The 20,344-nt window shown below is 73.0% G+C and carries 16 protein-coding genes and 1 pseudogene; 11 read left to right on the plus strand and 6 right to left on the minus strand.

The genetic code is table 11. From position 1 onward, the window contains the following. The first annotated feature begins 54 nt into the window (after positions 1-54). The 4 genes from VE614_RS15030 to VE614_RS15045 all read left to right on the plus strand — a co-directional run bounded on the left by VE614_RS15030 (position 55) and on the right by VE614_RS15045 (position 3,169). The gene (locus VE614_RS15030) at positions 55-624 is read left to right on the plus strand and encodes a hypothetical protein (RefSeq protein WP_324936716.1); all 570 of its coding nucleotides are present in this window, start codon (positions 55-57) and stop codon (positions 622-624) included. Positions 625-657: 33 nt separating this feature from the next. Beyond that, positions 658-1,716, plus strand: a complete 1,059-nt coding sequence (locus VE614_RS15035; protein WP_324936717.1) for a MerR family transcriptional regulator — start codon at positions 658-660, stop codon at positions 1,714-1,716. 20 nt (positions 1,717-1,736) lie between these two features. Continuing rightward, entirely contained in the window at positions 1,737-2,246 is a 510-nt protein-coding gene (locus VE614_RS15040; protein ID WP_324936718.1) for a hypothetical protein, read from the plus strand. Positions 2,247-2,638: 392 nt separating this feature from the next. After that, entirely contained in the window at positions 2,639-3,169 is a 531-nt protein-coding gene (locus tag VE614_RS15045) for a hypothetical protein (protein ID WP_324936719.1), read from the plus strand. Positions 3,170-3,366: 197 nt separating this feature from the next. Here VE614_RS15045 and VE614_RS15050 read toward each other — a convergent pair whose 3' ends face one another. After that, positions 3,367-4,239, minus strand: coding sequence for a hypothetical protein (locus VE614_RS15050; RefSeq protein ID WP_324936720.1), 873 nt, complete (start codon positions 4,237-4,239; stop codon positions 3,367-3,369). 214 nt (positions 4,240-4,453) lie between these two features. On the opposite strand from VE614_RS15050, the gene VE614_RS15055 reads away from it, so the two are divergent. Next, entirely contained in the window at positions 4,454-5,902 is a 1,449-nt protein-coding gene (locus tag VE614_RS15055) for an acyl-CoA synthetase (RefSeq protein WP_324936721.1), read from the plus strand. Next, positions 5,895-7,286: a carboxyl transferase domain-containing protein gene (locus tag VE614_RS15060; RefSeq protein ID WP_324936722.1), complete on the plus strand. Its 1,392-nt coding sequence runs from the start codon at positions 5,895-5,897 to the stop codon at positions 7,284-7,286. Before VE614_RS15055 ends, VE614_RS15060 begins: the two co-directional genes overlap by 8 nt. 120 nt (positions 7,287-7,406) lie before the next feature. Here VE614_RS15060 and VE614_RS15065 read toward each other — a convergent pair whose 3' ends face one another. Continuing rightward, positions 7,407-11,048 (minus strand): S8 family serine peptidase, encoded by a 3,642-nt coding sequence (locus VE614_RS15065; RefSeq protein ID WP_324936723.1) that lies wholly within the window; start codon positions 11,046-11,048, stop codon positions 7,407-7,409. A gap of 208 nt (positions 11,049-11,256) precedes the next feature. On the opposite strand from VE614_RS15065, the gene VE614_RS15070 reads away from it, so the two are divergent. Together VE614_RS15070 and VE614_RS15075 are read left to right on the plus strand one after the other, a co-directional pair. Continuing rightward, the gene (locus VE614_RS15070; protein WP_324936724.1) at positions 11,257-11,589 is read left to right on the plus strand and encodes a CU044_2847 family protein; all 333 of its coding nucleotides are present in this window, start codon (positions 11,257-11,259) and stop codon (positions 11,587-11,589) included. Between the two features lie 397 nt (positions 11,590-11,986). Further along, positions 11,987-13,024, plus strand: a complete 1,038-nt coding sequence (locus tag VE614_RS15075; protein WP_324936725.1) for a rod shape-determining protein — start codon at positions 11,987-11,989, stop codon at positions 13,022-13,024. 30 nt (positions 13,025-13,054) lie between these two features. Here VE614_RS15075 and VE614_RS15080 read toward each other — a convergent pair whose 3' ends face one another. Together VE614_RS15080 and VE614_RS15085 are read right to left on the minus strand one after the other, a co-directional pair. Beyond that, positions 13,055-14,008, minus strand: coding sequence for a sensor histidine kinase (locus VE614_RS15080; RefSeq protein WP_324936792.1), 954 nt, complete (start codon positions 14,006-14,008; stop codon positions 13,055-13,057). Positions 14,009-14,049: 41 nt separating this feature from the next. Next, positions 14,050-14,358 (minus strand): STAS domain-containing protein, encoded by a 309-nt coding sequence (locus VE614_RS15085; RefSeq protein ID WP_324936726.1) that lies wholly within the window; start codon positions 14,356-14,358, stop codon positions 14,050-14,052. 189 nt (positions 14,359-14,547) lie between these two features. Between VE614_RS15085 and VE614_RS15090 the strand changes: the two genes are divergently transcribed. Together VE614_RS15090 and VE614_RS15095 are read left to right on the plus strand one after the other, a co-directional pair. Beyond that, positions 14,548-15,099: an ANTAR domain-containing protein gene (locus VE614_RS15090; protein ID WP_324936727.1), complete on the plus strand. Its 552-nt coding sequence runs from the start codon at positions 14,548-14,550 to the stop codon at positions 15,097-15,099. Positions 15,100-16,147: 1,048 nt separating this feature from the next. Continuing rightward, on the plus strand, positions 16,148-16,675 hold the full coding sequence (locus VE614_RS15095; protein WP_324936728.1) for a hypothetical protein: 528 nt from the start codon (positions 16,148-16,150) through the stop codon (positions 16,673-16,675). 840 nt (positions 16,676-17,515) lie between these two features. On the opposite strand, the gene VE614_RS15100 is transcribed toward VE614_RS15095, so the two are convergent. After that, positions 17,516-17,797, minus strand: coding sequence for a hypothetical protein (locus VE614_RS15100; protein ID WP_324936729.1), 282 nt, complete (start codon positions 17,795-17,797; stop codon positions 17,516-17,518). Positions 17,798-18,314: 517 nt separating this feature from the next. Here VE614_RS15100 and VE614_RS15105 point away from each other — a divergent pair. Further along, on the plus strand, positions 18,315-18,473 hold the full coding sequence (locus tag VE614_RS15105; RefSeq protein WP_324936730.1) for a hypothetical protein: 159 nt from the start codon (positions 18,315-18,317) through the stop codon (positions 18,471-18,473). Between the two features lie 403 nt (positions 18,474-18,876). On the opposite strand, the pseudogene VE614_RS33765 reads toward VE614_RS15105, so the two are convergent. Then, positions 18,877-19,325 (minus strand): annotated as a pseudogene (locus VE614_RS33765) (transposase); the annotation flags it as partial. Between the last annotated feature and the right edge of the window lie 1,019 nt (positions 19,326-20,344).

Raw genomic sequence — 20,344 nt, forward strand, 5'->3', positions numbered from 1 at the left:
AGCGGCGGCAGACATCGGAGCACCCACGCCCGGAGCCTCTGCGAGACTCGCCCCATGAGCGGTACCGGGCCCCCCTTCACCCCCCTCGACTTCCAGCTGGTCCTGCTGCGCCGGATGGCCGACCACAACGCCGACCTGGTGGCCGACGCGCGCCGCGCGCTCGGTGTCTCCCTGGCCGACATGCGGGAGGCCAACAAGCGCTGGCAGGCGATGGTCCGCTCGCCACGGAGCCGTACGGCGGCCGGCCGCTACCGCTCCGTCCTCGGCACCCCCGAGTCCCGGACCCCCCGCCGCATCGGCGACCTGGAATGCGAGGCCTTGCGGTGGCCGGTCCCGCTCTGGCCGGACCTGCGGTTCGAGGTGCTGGCCGGGACGGGCGGCGCGGTCTGGAACGAGTGGCTCGTACGCGCCCCGGGCGCCCCCGCCCCCGACCTGCGCACCCTCGACGACCTCACCCCCTGGTCCTGCACCATCGACGAGGCGGCCCACGCCTTCGCCCCCGCCCGCCCCCTCCAGGGCACGGCCCCGACCCGCTGGGGACTCGTCCTCACGGGGCCGGACGGCCGGGAGGTGACGGCGGAGTTCACGTGGGGGTTGTTCCAGCGGCTGCTGGGTCCGTGTTGACCTTCGAGTCGGTCGAAGGCCGACGATGGCCCGGTGCCACATTCCGAACTGATGCCGATCGGGGTCTTCGCCCGGCGCAGTGGGCTGACCTCCAGCGCGTTGCGGTTCTACGCCGACTGCGGGCTGCTGCCCCCTGCCGAGGTCGACCCGGACTCCGGCTACCGCTACTACAGCGCCGGGCAACTGGCGCGGGCGACCGGGCTTCGCCGGCTCCGCGAGATCGCCATGCCGCTCGCCACCGCGGAGGCGGTCCTCGGCGCCGGGCCCGGCGAAGCCTCCCGGCTGATCGACGAGTACGTCGGGACGGTGCTCGGCGACGCGGAGGCGGTGCGGCGGCAGGCCGCGCTGATCAAGTCGTCCCTCGCCGGCGTACCGGGTCTGCCGATCGCCGTCCTGATGGGGCCCGTGCTGGCCGACGCGATCGAGCAGGTGCTGACCGCGACCGCGCGTGAACCGGGGATGCCGGTGCTCGGGGGGCTGCGTTTCGAGGCGGACCCGGAAGCGGTCACGCTGACCGCGACGGACCGTTACCGGCTCTCCAGCCGGACCCTGGTACCGGCGGAGCCGGCGGCCGTGACATGGGCGGCCACGGTCGACGGAGACGACCTGCGGGCCGCGGTGGCCGAGATCCGCCGCAGCGCGCGGGTGCGCGTGGACGCCACGCCGCACGGCATCCGGCTGCGCCTGGCGGGCCGCGCGGACCAGCACTGCCGGCTCCTGTCGGAGGAGTTCCCCGACCACCGGCTGATGCTGGCCTCCCTGCCCGAGGTCACCACCCGGGTGACGGTCGCGAAGGACGCCCTTCTGCGGGCCCTGGAAGACCACCCGGGCGAGCGGATCGCGCTGTCCGTGACCGGGCAGGCGATGAGCGTCGGGGCGCACCCCACCTCGCCGCTTCCGGCCGCCGTGACGGGGCCGGCCCTCCACCTCTCGTTTGAGCTGATCACGCTCTATCCGGCCGTCAGCACGGCCATCGGTCCCGACGTACTGCTCGATCTGCGGGGCCCCGACCGGCCCGTCACGATCCGCTCCGCGGACCGCGGCGACCTCACCACCGTGGCCATGCCCGTCAAGCCCGACCAGTCCACCTGACCGAACGACGAGGACCTCCCATGACCACCCCCCCGCCCACCCCCGACCCGACCATGGAAGTCATCGGCCGAGCCGTCGCCGAGGGCCGGGCCGGCGACGCCGCCTCCGCCCGCCGGAAGCTCCTGGACCTCTGGGCCGCGATCGGTGTCACCGGCGACCCGCTGCACCGCTGCACCCTCGCGCACCACCTGGCAGACCTCTGCGACCACCCCGCCGAGGCCCTGACCTGGGACGTCCGGGCCCTGGACGCCGCCGACGCGATGACCGAGCAGCGCGTCCAGCAGCAGCACGCCGGTCTCCGGCTCGCCGGCTTCTATCCGTCCCTGCACCTCAACCTCGCCGACGACCACCGCCGACTCGGCTCGTTCGAGGCCGCCACCGAGCACATCACCGCGGCGGGCGAGCACGTCCCCCACCTCCCCCGGGACGCCTACGGCACCCTCCTGGGCACCGCGATCGACCAGGTGGCCGAGGCCATCACCCACCGAGACACGACCAGGCGGTCCTCCGCGCCCGGTACCGCCGCGTGACGGTTCTCCACTGCGCGCAGCGCGGCACCGAGCTGACCCCGGACGTCCGGGAGCTGCCGGGCGTCCCGGACGTCTCCGTGCACGACAAGGGCCGGGACCTTGAGACGGGGCTCGCTCCCTCGACGGTGCCGCGACGCCATCGATCCCGAGCCGTGGGGCACGCCCTTCGTGGCCGCGCCGCCCGGCGCGACGCACGAGCAGGGCGGCCGCGCTCTGCTCATGCCCTCGCCGCCGACTGCGTGGGCCCGCACGAACCGCGTCTGGATCCGCTGCGGGGGCGCGCGGAGCCCGGCCTCGGGAACTTCCCGGTTCCTCCGCGCGTTGCGGCGGACGACTGATCGTTCGATGTGCGGCGCGGCGGCGATGCCGTGCTCGGGGGAAGTGAGCAACTCATGGCCATGGTGGGCCTGTTCTGGATCGCCGAGGGCGACGTGTACATAGGCGCGAAGCCGTCCGGTCTGGCTCCCGGGGTGCGGCTGTCCCCGGAGGGCGTGGTGGCCCTCGGGGAGCGGCAGTCCGGGCTTCACCTGTGGGAGGACGTGCGCGCCCTGACGCTGACGGGCGCCCCCGTGAAGACCCTCAAGCGGCAGGTCGGCGTGGTCAGGGACCTGGCCGTCGACATGGTGGTGAACCTGGCTCTGCCGATCGGCCCGAGCCAGACGGACCAGGGCCCGGCGGCCATGACGGTGCGCGTGGAGTCGTCCGGCGGCGACCACGAGCTGACCGCTTACGCCGCCGCGGCCGTCGGCTATTCCGCGACGGAGGTCGACCTCTCCCGCGCTCTCCTGTCCCGACTCACGGAGGGCGCCGCGACGATGGCCACGACACTGGCGGCGATGACGGAGTGGGGCCGTACGCGGGAGGACGACGGAACACCTCGGGCCGCGGAGCGGGAGCGGCTGTTGCGGGAGTGGGCGGGCTGACCGGCCTCTGCCCGGTCAGCGGTTTCGCTGCCCTGTCCGCGTGGTGCCCTGGCCGCGTAACAGGCGGACACGCGCAGCGGCCAGTCCCGGCCGGTGAGCGAACCCTCCTGCCGGCACCTGGCACGTCTGCCCCCAGGCGACCGACGCCGACCACCACGTGGCCGGCAAGGGCGGCCTGTACCCGAGTAGTCGGCCCCTCACCCCGCCGCGCGCAGCACCGCCTCCACCACCCCCGCCGTCGACGCCGGATGCAGGTCGAGGAACAGGTTCGGCTCGACGAGTTCCAGTTCCATGACCACCGGCCGGCCGTCCTCCCCGTCGACGAGGTCGACGCGTGCGTACAGCAGCCGGGCGGGGTCCGGTACGGCGGCCAGGGCGCGCTCGGCGACCGCCAGTTCGGCGTCACTCGGCTCCCACGTCGCCACGTCCGGATGTGCCACCTTCCGCGCGTCGTACGGCGTCCCCGGCGCGAGGACGGCCCCCTTCCGGCTGGCGTGCAGCAGCGAGCCGCCGAAGAACTGCAGCGCCCGCTCCCCGGTGACGTCGACGGCCCGCGCATAGGGCTGCACCATCGCGGTGAACCCTTCCGCGTGCATCCGCGCCAGCTGCCGTACGGCGGTCTCCCGCTGCTCCGGTGGGTAACGGGCGGCGAACCGGGCTCCGGCGCCGGAGGTGGGCTTGACGACGTACTCGTGGTCGTCGGGCAGGTCGGCCGGTTCGCCGGGGGCGATGTACCGGGTGGGCACGGTCGGCACCCCGGCCGCCGCCAGTTCCCCGAGGTAGCGCTTGTCGGCGTTCCACCGCACCACGTCCGCCGGATTCGCCAGCCGTGTGACCGCCTGGCACCTCTCGGCCCACTCCAGGAACTCCTGCGCCCGCCAGCTGTAGTCCCAGGTGGACCGGATCAGCGCGAGGTCGAACCGGGCCCAGTCGGCGTCCGGGTCGTCCCACGCCACCACCTCTACGTCCGCGCCCGCCTCCCGCAGCGCCCGCGCCAGCACCGGCAGGTCACGGTCGACGGCCACCTCGGGCCCGGGGCGGCAGGTGACGAGGGCTATACGGGACGACATGGCGGCTTCCCTCCGGTACGACGGACGACGGACGACCGACAACTGACGGCTGACGGCTGACGGCTGACGGCTGACGGCTGACCGCGCGCAGGCTAACAAGCCCCGCCGCCGGGTGGCCCGGACCAGCGGGCGGTGGCGTGGGACCGGGGCCTGATAGGAACGAACGGGTATGCCGACCCCGACAGCCCGTCCCGACGGTCAAGGAGTACGCCGCGTGTCCTCTCTCTTCCCCGCGCTCGCCGACGGCGCCGCCGCTGCGCGCCCCGCTCTGCGGTTCGGTCCGCGTTCCCTGACCTACGCCCAGCTCGCCCCGGCCGCCGGTGCCGTGGCCGGGCGGGTGCGCGGCGCCGGGCGCGTCGCCGTGTGGGCGACACCGGTGCTGGAGACGGCCGTCGGGACGGTGGGCGCCCTGCTCGCCGGGGTGCCCGTGGTGCCGCTGAACCCGAGGTCCGGCGAGAAGGAGCTGGGGCACATCCTGGGCGACAGCGCGCCCGCCGCCGTACTGGCCGCGCCCGGCGATGCTCTCCCCGCCCCGCTCGCCGGGCTGGAGCGGATCGACGTCGACGTCACCGCCGTGGGCACCGCCCCGGAGGAGACCGCCGGCGACGGCGATCCGGCGCTCGTCGTCTACACCTCCGGCACCACCGGCCCGCCGAAGGGCGCCGTCATCCCGCGCCGGGCGATCGCCGCCACCCTGGACGCGCTCGCGGACGCCTGGCGGTGGACCGCGGACGATGTCCTGGTGCAGGGGCTGCCGCTGTTCCATGTGCACGGGCTGGTGCTGGGCATCCTCGGCCCGCTGCGGCGGGGCGGCGGCGTACGGCATCTCGGGCGGTTCACGACCGAGGGGGTGGCGGCCGAGCTGAACTCCGGCGCGACGATGCTGTTCGGGGTGCCGACGATGTACCACCGGATCGCGGAGGCGCTGCCCGGCGATCCGGAGCTGGCCAAGGCGCTGGCCGGCGCCCGGCTGCTGGTCTCGGGGTCGGCCGCGCTGCCCGTGCACGACCATGAGCGGATCACGGCGGCGACGGGGCGGCGGGTGATCGAGCGGTACGGCATGACGGAGACGCTGATGAACACCAGTGTCCGCGCCGACGGCGAGGCCCGGGCCGGGACGGTGGGGGTGCCGCTGCCGGGGGTGGAGCTGCGGCTGGTGGAGGAGGACGGGTCGGAGGTCACCGCGTACGACGGGGAGACCGTCGGTGAGATCCAGGTGCGGGGCGCCAACCTGTTCACCGAGTACCTGAACCGGCCCGACGCCACGGCCGCCGCGTTCACCGCCGACGGCTGGTTCCGCACCGGGGACATGGCGGTGCGGGACCCGGACGGCCATGTCCGGATCGTGGGGCGCAAGGCGACCGATCTGATCAAGAGCGGCGGGTACAAGATCGGGGCCGGGGAGATCGAGAACGCCCTGCTGGAGCATCCCGGGGTACGGGAGGCCGCCGTCACCGGGGAGCCCGACCCGGATCTGGGCGAGCGGATCGTCGCCTGGATCGTGCCGGCCGACCGCGAACGGCCGCCCGCGCTCGACGAGTTGGCCGGCCATGTCGCCCGGCGGCTCGCCCCGCACAAGCGGCCCCGGGTCGTCCATCACCTCGATGTCCTGCCCCGCAACGACATGGGGAAGATCATGAAGCGGGCGCTGGGCCATGACTGAGCGCCGTCCGAGCGCCCGCGCGGCGATCGCCCTGGTCACCGACGGCTTCGAGGAACTGCCCCGCGCCAGAAGGGAGTACGTCCCTGACGGTCCGCTCGGCTGGCACGGCTACGACGCCTCCCGGGCCCGCGCCGCCGAGCGCACCGGCGAGGAGGAGTCGGTGGTGTGCGGCACCGCCGAGGTCGAGGGCACCCGGGCGGTGCTGATCGCCTTCGAGTTCGGCTTCCTCGGCGGTTCGCTCGGCGAGCGCACCGGGGACCGGCTGGAGGCGGCGTACACGTACGCGCGGGAGCACCGGCTGCCGGTGGTGCCGCTGATCGCCACCGGCGGCAGCCGGATGCAGGAGGGCATGCGCGCGCTCACCCAGCTCCAGCGGGTGGCGCGGCAGTCGGTGCTGACCCGGGAGGCCGGGCTGCCGCAGATCGCCGTGCTGCGCGATCCGACCACCGGCGGCGGCTGGGCGACGCTCGGCGCGGGCGCGGACGTGGTGCTCGCCCTGCCGGGCGCCCAGGTGGGGTTCGCGGGGTCCCGGGTGCGCCCGGCGGACGCCGACCCGGCGGCGTACACGGCTGAGGCGCAGGTCGCGGCCGGCGCCGCCGACGCGGTCGTCCCGCCCGGGGAACTGCGGTCGACCCTGGGCCGCTGGCTGCGCCTGCTCACCGCCCCGACGGCCACCCCGACCGCTACCCCGACCGCCGCCCCGCCCGGCACCTCGTCCGCCGAGCCCGCGCCCCCGCCCCTCCCTCTCGGCGAGACCGGTCTGCCCGCATCGGGCTGGGAAGCGGTGCTGCGCGCCCGCGCGCCGCACCGTCCGCGCGCCGAGCGCTACCTGGACGCCTACTTCACCGAACGGGTCACGCTCAGCGGCGACCGCTGCGGCGGCACGGACGACGGGATGCTGTGCGGGTTCGGCGCCCACGAGGGCCGTACGGTCGCCTACGCCGCCCAGACCGGCACGGCGACCCGCCCCGCCGGTTTCCGCACCGCCGCCCGGCTGATCCGGCTCGCGGACCGGCTGGGCATCCCGGTGCTCACGCTGGTGGACACGCCGGGTGCGGCCAACGACGCGGAGGCGGAGCGGCAGGGGGCGGGGGCGGCGATCGCGGAGCTGTTCGGCGCGGTGGCCGGCGCCCGTACGCCCCTCACCACTCTGGTGATCGGCGAGGGCGGCTCGGGCGGCGCGCTGGCCCTGGCGGCGCCCGGCAACACCTGGGCCACACCGGACAGCTACTTCTCGGTGATCGCACCCGAACTGGCGGCGGCCATTCTCAAGCGGCCCGGCACGGAGGTGGAGGCGACGGCGGACCAGCTCCTCATCCGGCCACAGGACGTGGAGCGCCTCGGGGTGGCCCGGGTCCGCACAGGCGAGCAGGTGTTGCCGTAGCGACACGAACGGCAGGTCCCCTCTGCACTTCCGCCGCAAGGAGAAGGCACCATCAGGATCGCAGGGCGGCGCCGCCTCCCCGTCCCAGGGAGGCGGCGCCGTCCGCCGTCACCGGCGGGGTCAGCGGACGGTCACGGCCCGGACGAGCTCCTGGACCACCGAGCCGCCCCGGTCGTCCCGTGCCGAGGCGCGCAGCGAGACGGAAGCGGCACCCTCCGGCACGTCGAGCGTGCCGCGCCAGGCGGCCGGACCATCAGCACCGAGCGGCACCTTCCGCCACGACGCGCCCTCGTCGTACGACACGTCGAGGGTGCCGCCACCGAGCGTCCCGGTGTCCGCCGCGTCCTTCACGTACTCGGCGAAGATCGTCACCGGCACCCGCCCGCCGCCCACCGTGCCCGCGAGGTCGGTGGCGAGGCCGAAGCCGAGGTTGATCAGCGGCAGGACGGTGCGCCGGTCCGCGGGGGTCCGGGCCGAACGGAACGTCCACTCGGTGTGGCCCTCGGTCGCCGGCTGCCAGCGGGCCCGGGCGAGCGCGGTGTCGGTGACCACCTTGTACGTGCGCTCCTCGGCGGGCGCGTCCCCCACGTGCACGGCACTGCTCGTGCGCCGGTCGACGAGTTCCCCGTCGAGATACACGGCCGTGGTCTGCGACATGCCGCTCTCCTCGCTCCACACGTCGCCGAAGCCGGTGTGGTCGGGCCCGGAGTCGCCCCAGCCGGGGGTGTTGAACCGGAGCTGGTCGCCGGTGCGCTCCTGGCCCCAGCCGAGGCCGGTGCCGAGCCAGGGGCGCCAGACGGGCTTGAACCAGTTCAGCGCGGGCCGGGTGCCGCCCTCGTAACGGACGAGTCCGCCGCGCTGCTCCAGCTCGCCGTCCCCGAGGTCCACCGACTCGTGCCACAGCTGTCCGGTGCCGGTGGAGACGTAGTCGGTGCGCTCGGCCGGGTACTCGATGCGCTCCTTGAAGCCGACGCCGATGGGGAAGGTGCCGGTGATCGAGTAGCGGAACTCGCCGCCGTGGACCGGTCGCGCCGCGTGGAACCTGGTCCGTACGGCGGCCAGCTCGTCGTCGGGCCGGTAGGTCAGGTCGCGGTCGGGCACGGCGCCCGGGTAGCCCTTCGACAGGTCGTAGACGTACGGCGTGTTCTTCGTGCCGGTCAGATCGACCCGTCCGGCGTCCCGCAGCCGCTGCGCGTCCGCCGCGCCGACCGTGGCGATCGGGAAGGGGCGGTCGCCGCCCTCGTCGGTGCCCCACCAGGCGTTCAGCCGGCCGGGCGCGTCGTCCGTCACGAACAGCGCGGCGGCCCCCGCGTCCTCGGCCGCCCGGGCGAGCGCGGCCGGTTCGGTGCCCTCGCTCAGCTCGGCCAGCACCGCCTTGCCCCGCGCCCCGGTCAGGGGGCCGGTTCCGGCGTCCACCAGCGGCAGCCGCACCCGGCCCTCGACGAGCGTGCCGCCGGGCTGGGCCAGCGCCTCGCCGACGCCCTTCACCTCCAGCAGCGGCTTGCCGAGCCGCCACACGGTCCGGTACTCGAAGGTGCCCTGGGTGACCTTCCGGGTCGGCGCGGCGAAGACGCTGTCGTACGTCACCGGCACCATCACCGCGCCGAACAGCTCGGCGCCGTGCGCGCGGCGGTCGTACTCCATGAGCAGCTGCCGGGTCTCCGCGCGCCGGTCGACGTCGGCCCTGATCTGCCGCAACCGCCGTCCGTCGAGGGTGACTTCGCGGTCCCGGTCGAGGACGATCTCCGGGTCCGCGAGGAAGCCGAGGCCGAGCGAGTCGGCGCCGTGACCGCCGCGCACGTCGAGGAACGAGGTCAGGCTGTAGGTGCCGGGCGCGAGCCGCAGCTTCAGGGTGCCGGAGTCGCCGACGTGCGCCGGGGCGGGTTCGGCGCCTTCGGCGAGCCGCTGCACGACGAGGCCGGCGGGGGCGGGGGCGCCGTCGCGGTCCGTGACGTGGACCGTGAGCGTGTACCGCTCCTCCTCCTTGACCAGCCCGAACGCGGTGTGCGCGACGGGCGTCCCGGCGACGGCGGCCACGATCCGCCCGCTGGTGTTCCCGACCGGCGCCCGCGCCCCGTCCCCGGTCACGGTGGTGGACGCGGTGCCGTGCGCGGGGACGGTGAGGGCCGAGTCGGCGAGGGCGGCGACACCGGCGGCGCCCTCCACGGACAGGTCCAGCGTGACCGGCTCGTCGCCGGAGTTGGCGTAGGTGACGGTCTTCGTCACGGGCTCGTTCGCCTCGTACGGCCAGCCGAAGAAGCCGAGGTCCACGCTGCCCGTCGCGGTCACCCGCGCCGTCACCGCGCCCGGCACGCCGACCCGGCCCGCGCCCAGCGTGTACGCGGACGCGTCCAGCGGCGCGGACGTCGACATCAGCGCGTCCTTCAGCCGGGCGCCCGTCCAGTCCGGGTGCTGTTCGGCGAGGAGCGCGGCCACGCCCGCCACATGCGGGGTCGCCATGGACGTACCGCTCATGGCGGTGTAGGCGCCGCTGCCCGCGCTGAGCGAGGAGCGGGCGGCGAGGATGCCGACGCCAGGGGCGGACAGGTCCGGCTTGAGGGCGTGGTCGCCGTGGCGCGGCCCCGCGCTGGTGAAGGGGGCGGCCCGGTCGGCGGAGTCGACCGCACCGACCGTGAGGGCCGCGTCGGCGGCGCCGGGCGAGCCGATCGAGGAGGGCGCGCCGGTGTTCCCGGCGGCGACGACGAACAGGGCGCCGGTCTCCTCCGCCAGGGTGTTCACGGCCTGCGCCATGGGGTCCGTGCCGTCGCTGGGCCCGGTGGAGCCGAGGCTCATGGAGACGATGTCGGCACCCACCTCGCGGGCCGCCCACTCCATCCCGGCGATGATCCGCGACTCGCTGCCCGAGCCCTGGTCGCCGAGCACCTTGCCGACGGCGAGGGCGGCACCGGGCGCCACGCCACGCTCCGCTCCGCCGGAGGCGGCGCCGCTGCCGCCGACGGTGGACGCGACGTGCGTGCCGTGGCCGTTGCGGTCGGCGACGCCTTCTCCGGGGTTCTCCCCCTCGATGAAGCTACGGCTCACCGATATCCGCCCGGCGAGGTCCGGGTGGCTCGCGTCCACCCCGGTGTCGAGGACGGCGACGGTGACGCCCTTGCCGGTGAGCCCGGCTGCCCAGGCGGCCGGGGTACCGATCTGGGCGTTGCTTTCGGCCATGTCGGCGGTGACCCGCCCGTCCAGCCAGACGCCGCCGATCCCGGCGCCCCGCCGGGTGAACTCCCGCCAGAACACCGGGCCCTTCTCCGCCTCGACGGCGACCCCGCGCACGGAGGGCAGCGCCCGGGTCGGCTCGGCGCCGCGCGGGTCGGCGGCCCGCGCGCCCTTCTCGTACGTCACGATCAGCGGCAGTTCGCCCGCCTGGTCGTCGGCGAGCCCCTGCCGCAGCAACGCGCCGACGTCGAAGAGCCGTTCGTCGAGCCTGCCCGCGCGCAGATACGGCAGTGCCTCGTCCGGTACGACGGTCAGCGCGCCGTTCGCGTTCTGGGCGCGCACCGCGCCGGTGGCGCCCTCGGGCCGTTCGACCTCGACGGTCTTCTTCCCGCCGCCCAGGTCGGTGACGGTCACCTGGTCGCCGGTGACGAGGGTGACGGTCCTGGCGGCGGCGCTCGCCGTCCGGGTGACCGCCGGGGCCTTCGCCGTCTCCTGCGCCGGGTCCGCCGCACTCGCCCGCGCGGCCGGCAGCAGGGGGAGCACGAGCCCCGCCGACAGGAGGATCGCCCCGCGTCCGACTGGTCCTCTGATCATCCCCACCCTCTCTCGGTCGATGCTGGGACGAGTGTCGGGGGGCTTGTGCCGCGGCGGAGCCGCCCAGGCGTGGCGGGTTGGCGCTGTGGCGGGTTTCCGCCAGTGGGGCGCACAGCGGGCGGCGTCGGCGGGACATCCGCAACCGGCCTCCGTCACCATGGACTTCGGCGAGGTCACACGTACCACACACGGGGGGAGCGGACGACGCATGGACGGTCTGGTGCAGTTCAGGACCGAGGAGGGCGCGCTGGTCGTCGTGGAGGGCGTCCAGGACGTGACCGGCGCCCGGTTGGTCGCGCGCGGTGACGGTCCCGCGCAGGCGTCCCGCACCTTCGAGGGGGCGCTGAGCGGGGTGCGCGCGGCGGCGGAGTCCGCGCTGCGGGTGTTCCGCGACGGCACGCTCCAACCGGACACCGTGGAGCTGGAGTTCGGGGTCAAGATGACCGCGGAGACCGGTGCGGTGATCGCCAAGGGGGCCGTGGAGGGCCACCTCCTCGTCCGGCTGAGCTGGCAGCCGGAGCAGACCCCCGGGCGCGCGTGAGCGAGTCCGCCTGGCACGCCCGGATCGTGTACGGCAGGGAGGTCGGCGGGCTTCCCGGTCTCGGCGCGCCGGGTCCTGATCCTGCGCCCACGTCGTGCGGTTCAGCGACACGGCGGAGATCACCGTCGCCCGGAGCTGGTGGCGTACGGCTTCCCACCTCCGTCGAGGAGCGGGCTGCCGACGCCGCGGGCGTCGCCTTCCTGCGGGTCGCCGACGAGACCGGCTTCCGCGCTCTCTTGGACGCCGCCCGGGAACGGTGACCGCCGCACGAATCCCCCATTCAGCCGCTCCCCACCCGGCCCCCCACAAAAGGCGCCCCCTCCCCCGCTCCCCGCACGATGCGAACAGAGGCCCGCCGCCCGGCGGTCCACGGTCTGTGCTCTCGGGAGGACCTGCCATGACCGCCAGGCTGGAGCAGCTGCGCCGCTGCCACTTCGCCGTCGACCTGGGCGCGGCGAGGACGCGGGTGTACGTCAAGGGCGCCGGGCTCGTCGTCGACCAGCCGTCCGTCGCCGCCGTGAACACCAGGACCGGCGCGCTGATCGCGGTCGGCGAGTTCGCGGAGAAGATGACGGGCCGCACCCCCGGCTACATCCGGGTCGTCCGGCCGGTCTCCGGCGGCACGGTCGTCGACATCGAGATGGCCCAGCGGATGCTCCGTCATCTGCTCGGCGACAAGATCCGCCGCAGTCTGCGCCGCAAGCCCCGGCTGCGCGCCGCCGCCTGCACCCCGCACGACGCGGATCCGCTGGCACAGCGGGCGACCGTCGAGACCCTCGTCGGCCTCGGCGCCCGCCGGGTCGAGCTGGTCGACACGCTGATCGCCGCGGCCGTCGGCTGCGGGCTGCCCGTGGAGCAGCCGGAGGCGACGATGGTCCTGGTGTGCGGCGCGGCGGCCACGCAGGTCGCGGTGCTGTCCCTCGGGTCGATCGTCACCGCGGAGCGGATCCCGGTGGGCGGCGAGGCCGTCGATCACGCGATCGTGCAGCATCTGCGGCACGAGCACGAGCTGATGCTGCCGAGTCAGTCGGTACGGCCGTTGCACGTCGCCCTGTCCGAGAACGGCCTCACCCCGCACGGCCCGGCCTCCACGGAGATCCACGGGCGGGACGTGGCGACGGGCCTCGCCCGGTCGGTGCAGGTGGACACCGCCGCCGTACGCGACGCCATCCAGACCCCGCTGACCGCGGTGCTCGACGGGATCGGCAAGGTGCTGCGGGACTGCCCGCCGGACCTGGTCGCGGACCTCGCCGACCGCGGGATCATGATGGTCGGCGGGAGCGCGCTGCTGCCGGGGCTCGACCAGATGCTGCGGCAGGCGACGGGGATGCCGGTGCACATCGCCGAGCGGCCCGACGTGTGCGCGGTGCAGGGACTGGGCGCGATGCTGGAGGGCAAGATCGAGCCGCTGGTGCTGGACCCGCTGGCCACCTGAGGCACCCGGCGCGCCCCGGGCCGGAGCCGGTCAGAGCGCGAACCAGCAGCGCACCGTCGTGCCCTCGTCGTCGCTGTGCAGCCGCACCAGGTCGGCGACCAGGTTCACCAGCAGCAGCCCGCGCCCGCCGCGCTGGTGCTGCGGGGCGGGCCGGCGTCCGGCCAGCGGGTCCGCGAGCCGCCCCTTGTCGCGTACCTCGCACACCACGTACCGGTCCTGCTCCCACACCCGGACGGTGCCGGTGCCGCCGCCGTGCACCACGCTGTTGGTGGTCAGCTCGGCGGTGACGAGGGCAAGGTCGCCGAGCCGGATGCCGGTGAGGCCCAGACGCTCCGCCTCGGCGGTGACGGTGTGCCGGGCGGCGGGCAGCGACTCGGCGTCGAACACGAAGGTCAGGGTGTCGGGGACGACGGGCAGCGGCTGGTTGTAGCGGGCCACGATGCCGTCGGGGTCGTAGGCGTCGCTGATCCGCGCGGCCGTCGCTCCGGTGTTCGCGTGCACGACCGTGGGATGGGTGGCGTAGGCGTCGGCGAGCACGCCGGCGTCGAGGCGGTTCAGGTCGTACGGGCACAGGATGGTCACCGCGCGGCCGGTGAAGGCGGCGTTGATCAGCGCCTCGTGCTGGACGCAGGCCGGGTACTCGGTGGCGGAGCGGCCCGCCCAGATCGGCTCGCCGATGATCCGCACCCGGCGGTCGCCCGGCTGGGCGTCGGCGAAGGCGCGCAGCACGCCGGGGATGATCCGGCCGGGGTTGCGGCCCGCCTCGCGCATGTCGAGCAGCCGCACGTCGGCGGCGGCGTCGCCCAGCCCTTCCCGGATCAGCCGCAGCCGCTCCCCGGGCACGGCGACGGCGACGGGCTCCCCGGCGGCCAGACCGTCGAGGACGAAGGGGACGGTCCCGGCCAGATACTCCCGGTCGTCGCCGTAGAAGAGGGCGGGGTGGACGAACGAGTCCTCGGTGCTGGGCACGGCCGCGGCTCCCATGACGTCGCCGCCCATGACGTCGCCACCCATGGCATCGGCACTCATGACATCGACACCTCGATCGCCGGGAGGTCGGGCCAGAACAGTTCCAAGGTGCGGCACAGGGCGGGCGGCGGCCGGTGCAGCACGAGTCGCCGGTCGCGGGGCAGCCGCCGGGCGGCGGCCACGAGCGCTCCGGCGCCCGCGACGTCGACGAAGGTCACGGCGGACAGCTCCAGATGGCACACCTCCTCGCCCTGCCGCACGATCCCGTCCAGCGCCCGCTCCCAGGCCTGGCGGGTGGAGAGCCCCACTTCGCCGGCCGCACGCACCCCCTGCCGTTCGGCCAGCGGGGAGACCGTCAACCGCACAGCGCCTCCCCCACTCTCTCGGACGTCAACGCTCGTACCCGCGCCCGGCAGGGGCCATTCCCGGCCTGCCGCCGAGGACGGGTGTACCGCGCCGTGCGCCGGGAAGGCGCACCGTACCGGCAACAGAGACGCCCAACGGCTGAGAACGGTTGAGCCGGACGGACGAGAACGGTTGAGTCGAGGACGCTTGTGAGGACTGCCGAGTCGAACCCGCTGATCATCGAGAGCCGTACGGACGACACCGGCCGGGCCCTGCTCGCCGTGCGCGGCGAACTCGTGCACGGCTGCGACGAGGCGCTGGCCCGGGCACTGGCCCGGCTGCCCGCCGGGGTCCGCCGCGTCGAAGTGGACATGTCCGGCGTGGACTTCATGGACACGGCCGGCCGCCGCTTCCTGGACCTGCTGCGGGACTACGGCGAGCGCCACATGATCCCCGTGGCGGCGGTGAACTGGCGCGGCCAGCCACGGGACTTCTGGGAGCTGTGCCGGGAGGTGGAGCAGCTGCGCCGCGCGATGGCGACGCGCCCGGTCATCGACCAGGCCCGCGGCATCCTGATGGCCACCCACGCCTGCACCTCCCACGAGGCCTGGGAGATCCTGCGGGAGGCCTCCCAGCTGTCCAACACCAAGCTTCGTACGGTCGCCGCGTCGGTCACCGCGAGCGCGGAGGACGCGTCCGCGGCGCCTCCGGAGGAGGTCGACAGGGCCCTGCGGACGGCGGTCGCGCGCGTGCGGGGATGAACGGGTGTGCGAATTCGCACCTCCCGCACCGCGGGCGAGCGCCGGGCCAGCAGGTGATCCTGGACGTGTCGACGCCCTGGTCCCCCGCCCCCAGGGGGCGGGGTTGATACAGGCCGGCGTCCTTTGAGGGTCTTGGCGGCCCCTGCCGATCAGCGCCCGAGGGTGGCGTTTCACGAGGGCAGCACGGACGCTCGGGGCCGCAGTGCCACCAACCTTGCCGGTCACTTCCGACCCCTGCGTCCCGCCCACGTCCCAACAGACCTTCGATCGGCGAACATACCAGGGCCGCTGGACGATCGACCCCGCGTGGGGGGCAGGCATCCAAGCCGCCCGCAGCGGGTTCCCCTCACCAACGCGCAGAGGACCCACCCCTGTCGCCGGGGCGGAGCCCCAGTGACCTTACGCGGACCGACCGTCTACGAGCAGCTTGTCCCACCGGCTGCTGAAGCACGAGTCTCAACGGCCGGCCGAGCTGACAGGGTCAGAACCTCGTGGGACCGGCGCGGCACCGGGGTCCGGCACGGGCTCCCCGCCCACCTATCCGGCACATCCCCGGGCCCCGCCCCCGTTCGGCGGCTTCCAGGTCGCCGCGGCATCCGGTCCGCCGGAAGGCCGAACCGGATCAGAATCACCGAGACACTGCGGCCATGACCGGCATCGGCCACGATCACCCGCACGGCCAGGGCCTGCCCGGCCAGTCGGTCCAGTAGACCCAGACCGGACGGGCCTTGGACACCTGCCCGACCTCCCCGGGAGGCAGTGCCGGTGGCCGCGTGCCTCAGGGCTGATTCCCTCGCACAACCGCTCGGCGACCCTCCGCCGCACCGGCAGCCAATCCCACGGTGACTGGTTCACGAGCTTCAGCGCCTGCAGTTGCCGTCCGGCAGTCACTCGGACAAGCCCGCCGCGCGCGGGGGAGATTGTCATTTTGAACGTCACCCGAAAGCATGCGAGCCAGACGGGTGAGCAGATCGGAACCAAATGGCCGCTGCCGCGTTGCTAGAGCGTCCGTGGATATACCTGGGGCAATGACTACATGGAGGCTCACATGCGCTTTGGCACAAAGGCCGCCCTACTCGGCGCCGCGATCAGCGCGCTGACGGTCTCGGGCGCCGGCAGCGCCTACGCCGACGATGACCAGCCCGCCCACCCGCGAGAGTCCCACTCCGGCCCGCGAGAGTCCCACTCCGGAAAGGACCACTCCGGAAAGGGCCACTCCGGAAAGGACCACTCCGGAAAGGGCCACTCCTCCGGCGGCGAAGATTTGTTCCTCTTCGCAAAGTCTCACCGGTCGGAGTACGCCAGGTTCGACGATGAAAGCAGCCCCGCCCCCCTCGCCGCCGTACCGGCGGGCCCACTGTGCACCCAGTCCAACACCGCCACTGCCGGTGACGCGGACGCTGCTGAGGGGGCAACCGCTACGGGCGGGGCAGCCACCGCTTCGGGGAACGCCCAGACCCAGACGTGCAACATCACGGTCACCCTGCCGGTCGGGTCCGGCGACCAGACCGTGAGGAGGACCAGCAGGGTGTACGCCTTGGAGGAGGACAGCAAGAGGGTCGTCAGCAGGCACTAGCCGGCTTACGACAGCACAGCGAAAGGCAGCACGGCTTTTCACCGGCCCTCTGCCGGGGCCGACCCAACCCGCGCGGTACAGCCACGGTCAACAGCACGAAAGACCCGGCGCGAAGGACATCGCGGTGGAGCCGCTGCTCGGTCCCGCCGCGGCACAACGCTGACAAAGCCTTGAGGGCGACTACCGGCCCTGACCACGACCACACGAAGCGGGCGGCCCCAACCGGGTGTCGCCCGCTTCTGCGTTCCGGCTCGCCCGTCGGACGGTTTCGCGGGCGTGACACAACGCGTTGCGTGCCAGGTCGGTCCCTTCCGGGACGGACTGCCGTGGCGGCTGATCGGTCACCGTCTTCTCCCGCTGTCGATGTGGGGCAGTCAGTCTGACCCCGCGAACTCACAGCGGCGGCACCGGTGCCTCTGCATCGTCGTGGACGCGGTCCTGGTCACACGGTTCGCACATCACCGCGGAGGCTGAGCGTCGACGTCGGAACGGTTCTTGCGTTGCGGCCCCCACGCGCCTCAAGGCGGCGGCGTGGTCATGCGGCTTCGCGACGGCGGCGCTGGACACGGGCGGCGTCGGTCGGGCTGGGCCGATGAGGCTGTACGGGACCATTGGGCGCGGCGGACGCCATGGACTGCGTGGCCATGCTGACCGCCGTGTACCGCCGGCACCCCCGGCATGGACCCGGAGATCCTCCTGGGCCACATCCAGCTCAGTCAGCAGCAGAGCCGGGCGGCCGGCCAGCCCCAGGCTGACGACCGGGCATCTTTCTGCGACCACGAGAGGAGCCAGGCCTCGCGCATTCTGCGCAAGCCTGGCTCCTCATCACATGCCGCGGGATCAGTCGCCGATGGGCCCGACCACCGTGCAGAAGTTCCCGATCACCTGGGTGTTGTCGCCGGTAACCGTAGCCTGAATGGGCGCAAAGGCCGCGCCACCGTCGAACTCCTGATCGCAGTCCACGGCCTGCAGGTTGCCGACGAGGAAGTAGTCCTTGAAGTCGTACTCGTAGTGCTTGTAGTCGTGCTTGTAGTCGCCGTCACCGGCGTGGGCGACCCCGCCACCGAGAGCCATGCCGCCGACCATGACCGCTACAGCCGCGACCTTCTTGAACTTGCTCATCACTTCTCCGGTCTCTTTGCGCACGTACGTCCGTTACGGATCGTGCTCGGACAGTTACAGAAGATAACACGGAGAACAATCACGGCCGCATTCCCGGATACGCCATATGAGGGAAATAGTTGGCGCAGTGCCGGGACGGCAGAGGAATCTGAGCCTGGAAGGCGGGAGAACCAAGTGTTGGGCGCCCTGATCACGGCACCCAACACGGAAAAAGTGAAGAGTCGAGCCTCGCACGATAGTGCGAGGCTCGACTCTCTAAAACGCCGCGCGAAGAACTCGGAGAAGTCCAGAAGCCCGTTCGGCGTAATCCGATCACCGCGACCGAGAAAAGGCGGAGCGAATTTTGATCACTACGCGCGCCCATTTACGGAAGTGCTCGGACAGTTACAGAAGATAACACACAGATAGCTCAACACGGCAATACATGATGCGCCATATGGGGGGTGGCGGGTCGGCCTTCAGCCGACGTCGCCGCGACTTCGACATCAGGCAATACTGTAAAAGGCTGAATGGCCGTGTGCCTGCGCTGTGGACCAGCCTGGACGGCGGGCTGACCCGCTGGATCCACCGACGAGACCGGCTGCCCGCCACCCACCAGGCCATCGCCGGCTCGTTCCCGACCGGACGGCCACCGCTCGAACGACCTCTCGCGAGCGACGGCAGCCCCTACGGGTGACAAAGAGAGACACAGGGCGTACGGCACAGGCCCGAGGTCTCGCGCTACCAGTGCCCCAACCGCAGGCCGGCCACCGGACCAGGCGCCGAAAACTACCTCTTTCCCCGCCTGACAACCGCAGACGACGTGAGGCCTCCAGCCGACGACCTGCAAACGCGCTCTCCCTGACCGCGCCGCGACAAGCACCCCATCGAAATCACCGACGAGATGCGCCAGGCCACGGATTGGTGGCTTGTCGAGCAGTGAAGGCACTTGTCGGCGAGTTCGGGAGGACCGGGGTTCTCGCCACGGCAGCATCGGTATGCCCCTGGTGGTGACCCGCTGCGGCGGCATGGCGTCACGAAGCCGGACCTTCGAATGGCACGGCCGAATCAGCGCATTGGGCAGAGGCCTGTAGAACTCGCGGTCGAAAACCGCCGACCTGGCCGCGCCGCAGGCGGTTGGCCCTCTGGTCGGCCCGCTCGGGGATGACGGTCCGGATGCCCCGCGCCAGATGGACCTCGGTGGTCAGCCCGCCGCGACCGCCCGAGCGCCTGGCGAGCCGCCATGCCTCCCCGATCTTCCAGTTCGTCCCCCGCCTCCCCCCTTTTACGGGCGCCGGCGGCGTGCTGCTGAGCCCGTCTGCCAAGGACCACAGCGTTCCGGCAGGTCCCGCCAGGGAGCACCGGTCCCCAACCGCCACAGCACCCCGTTGATCACCTGCCGGTGATCCCGCCACGGCCGACCGCGACCGTCAACGCCCGGCAGCAGAGGCGCAATCCGTTCCCATGCCGCATCCGTCAGCTCGACTCGACGCCGAAGGCCGCCCGAAGCGGCGGCTCGATCGGCGTCAACCGCCGCAAGCTCGACCAGAAGGGCCAACAGCCCACGGATAAGAGGAGCACGTCCGTCTCTGCCTCAAACCACCCGGAGCGCATCAAGCGGCGCGACCTCAGCTGCGGCACGTCGAACCAAGTACGACGCGATCGAGCGGGCCCAGGTCGTCGAAGTCGTCCACCGGCGGTAGGGCGAGGACCTCAAGCAGGACAGTGTGAGAACAGTCACTCGACGTCCTGACGCGCGGGCTCTGGGCAGCCTTCGAGGCCGCGCGGGAGAGGGAACGCGAGGAGCCGGGAGGAGGCCTGCGTCGAGAGCGATCGGTTGGGCTCACGAGAGCGGTGAGCCCTTCCACCGCACCGGGTCAGCCGACGCTTCAACCGGCTGGCACCAGTCGGCCGGCGCCGGCACTGCTCGCCACGATCTGCCTCGTTCCCCGCTCGAACAGGACGGGCCCCAAGCCAGAGCGGCAGATGCGACCGGAAGCGTCCGATGAGGCGCTCGAGACAGCCGGGGGAGCCGAGGGCGTTGGTCCGCACGAGGGATTTCCTGCCGCCGCGTGACCCGCGTCCCAGCTCCGTCCCCCCATGCGTGATTGCATCGTGCACAGGCTGCCAAGCTCCATCAGCAACCGTCCGGTCAGCGAAACTGCTGGTCAAGACGTTTCTCCACAGTCGTGGAGTGGTGGGGCGGGTGGGACTCGAACCCACGGCCGACGGATTATGAGTCCTTTTCTGATCTTCCGATCCGTCCCCGCTCTTGCCCCCATCTTCCTATAACCGCAGGTCAGAGGCTCTTTGCTGTTCGGGCACTGCGCCGGCCTTCCTGATCCTGCCGGGTCCTTCCGTCCACTGCGTGTCCACTGGCGGATCCCCCGTGAGCCCTTCCGAGGGGGCGCCTGCGGTATCTGCCTGGATCGACGCAGGCCGCGCGGTGGGCGAAGTCGAGGTCTCGAACTCGCGCGCAGCAGAGTGCCTTTCCGTCGTGCCGGGCTACGACCGCTGTTGTCAGTGGCGCCTCATAGACTGCCGTCAACTGCTCAGATGGGGGGCATG

Origin of the sequence: Streptomyces sp., assembly GCF_035645055.1 — a bacterium.
Taxonomy (GTDB): domain Bacteria; phylum Actinomycetota; class Actinomycetes; order Streptomycetales; family Streptomycetaceae; genus Streptomyces.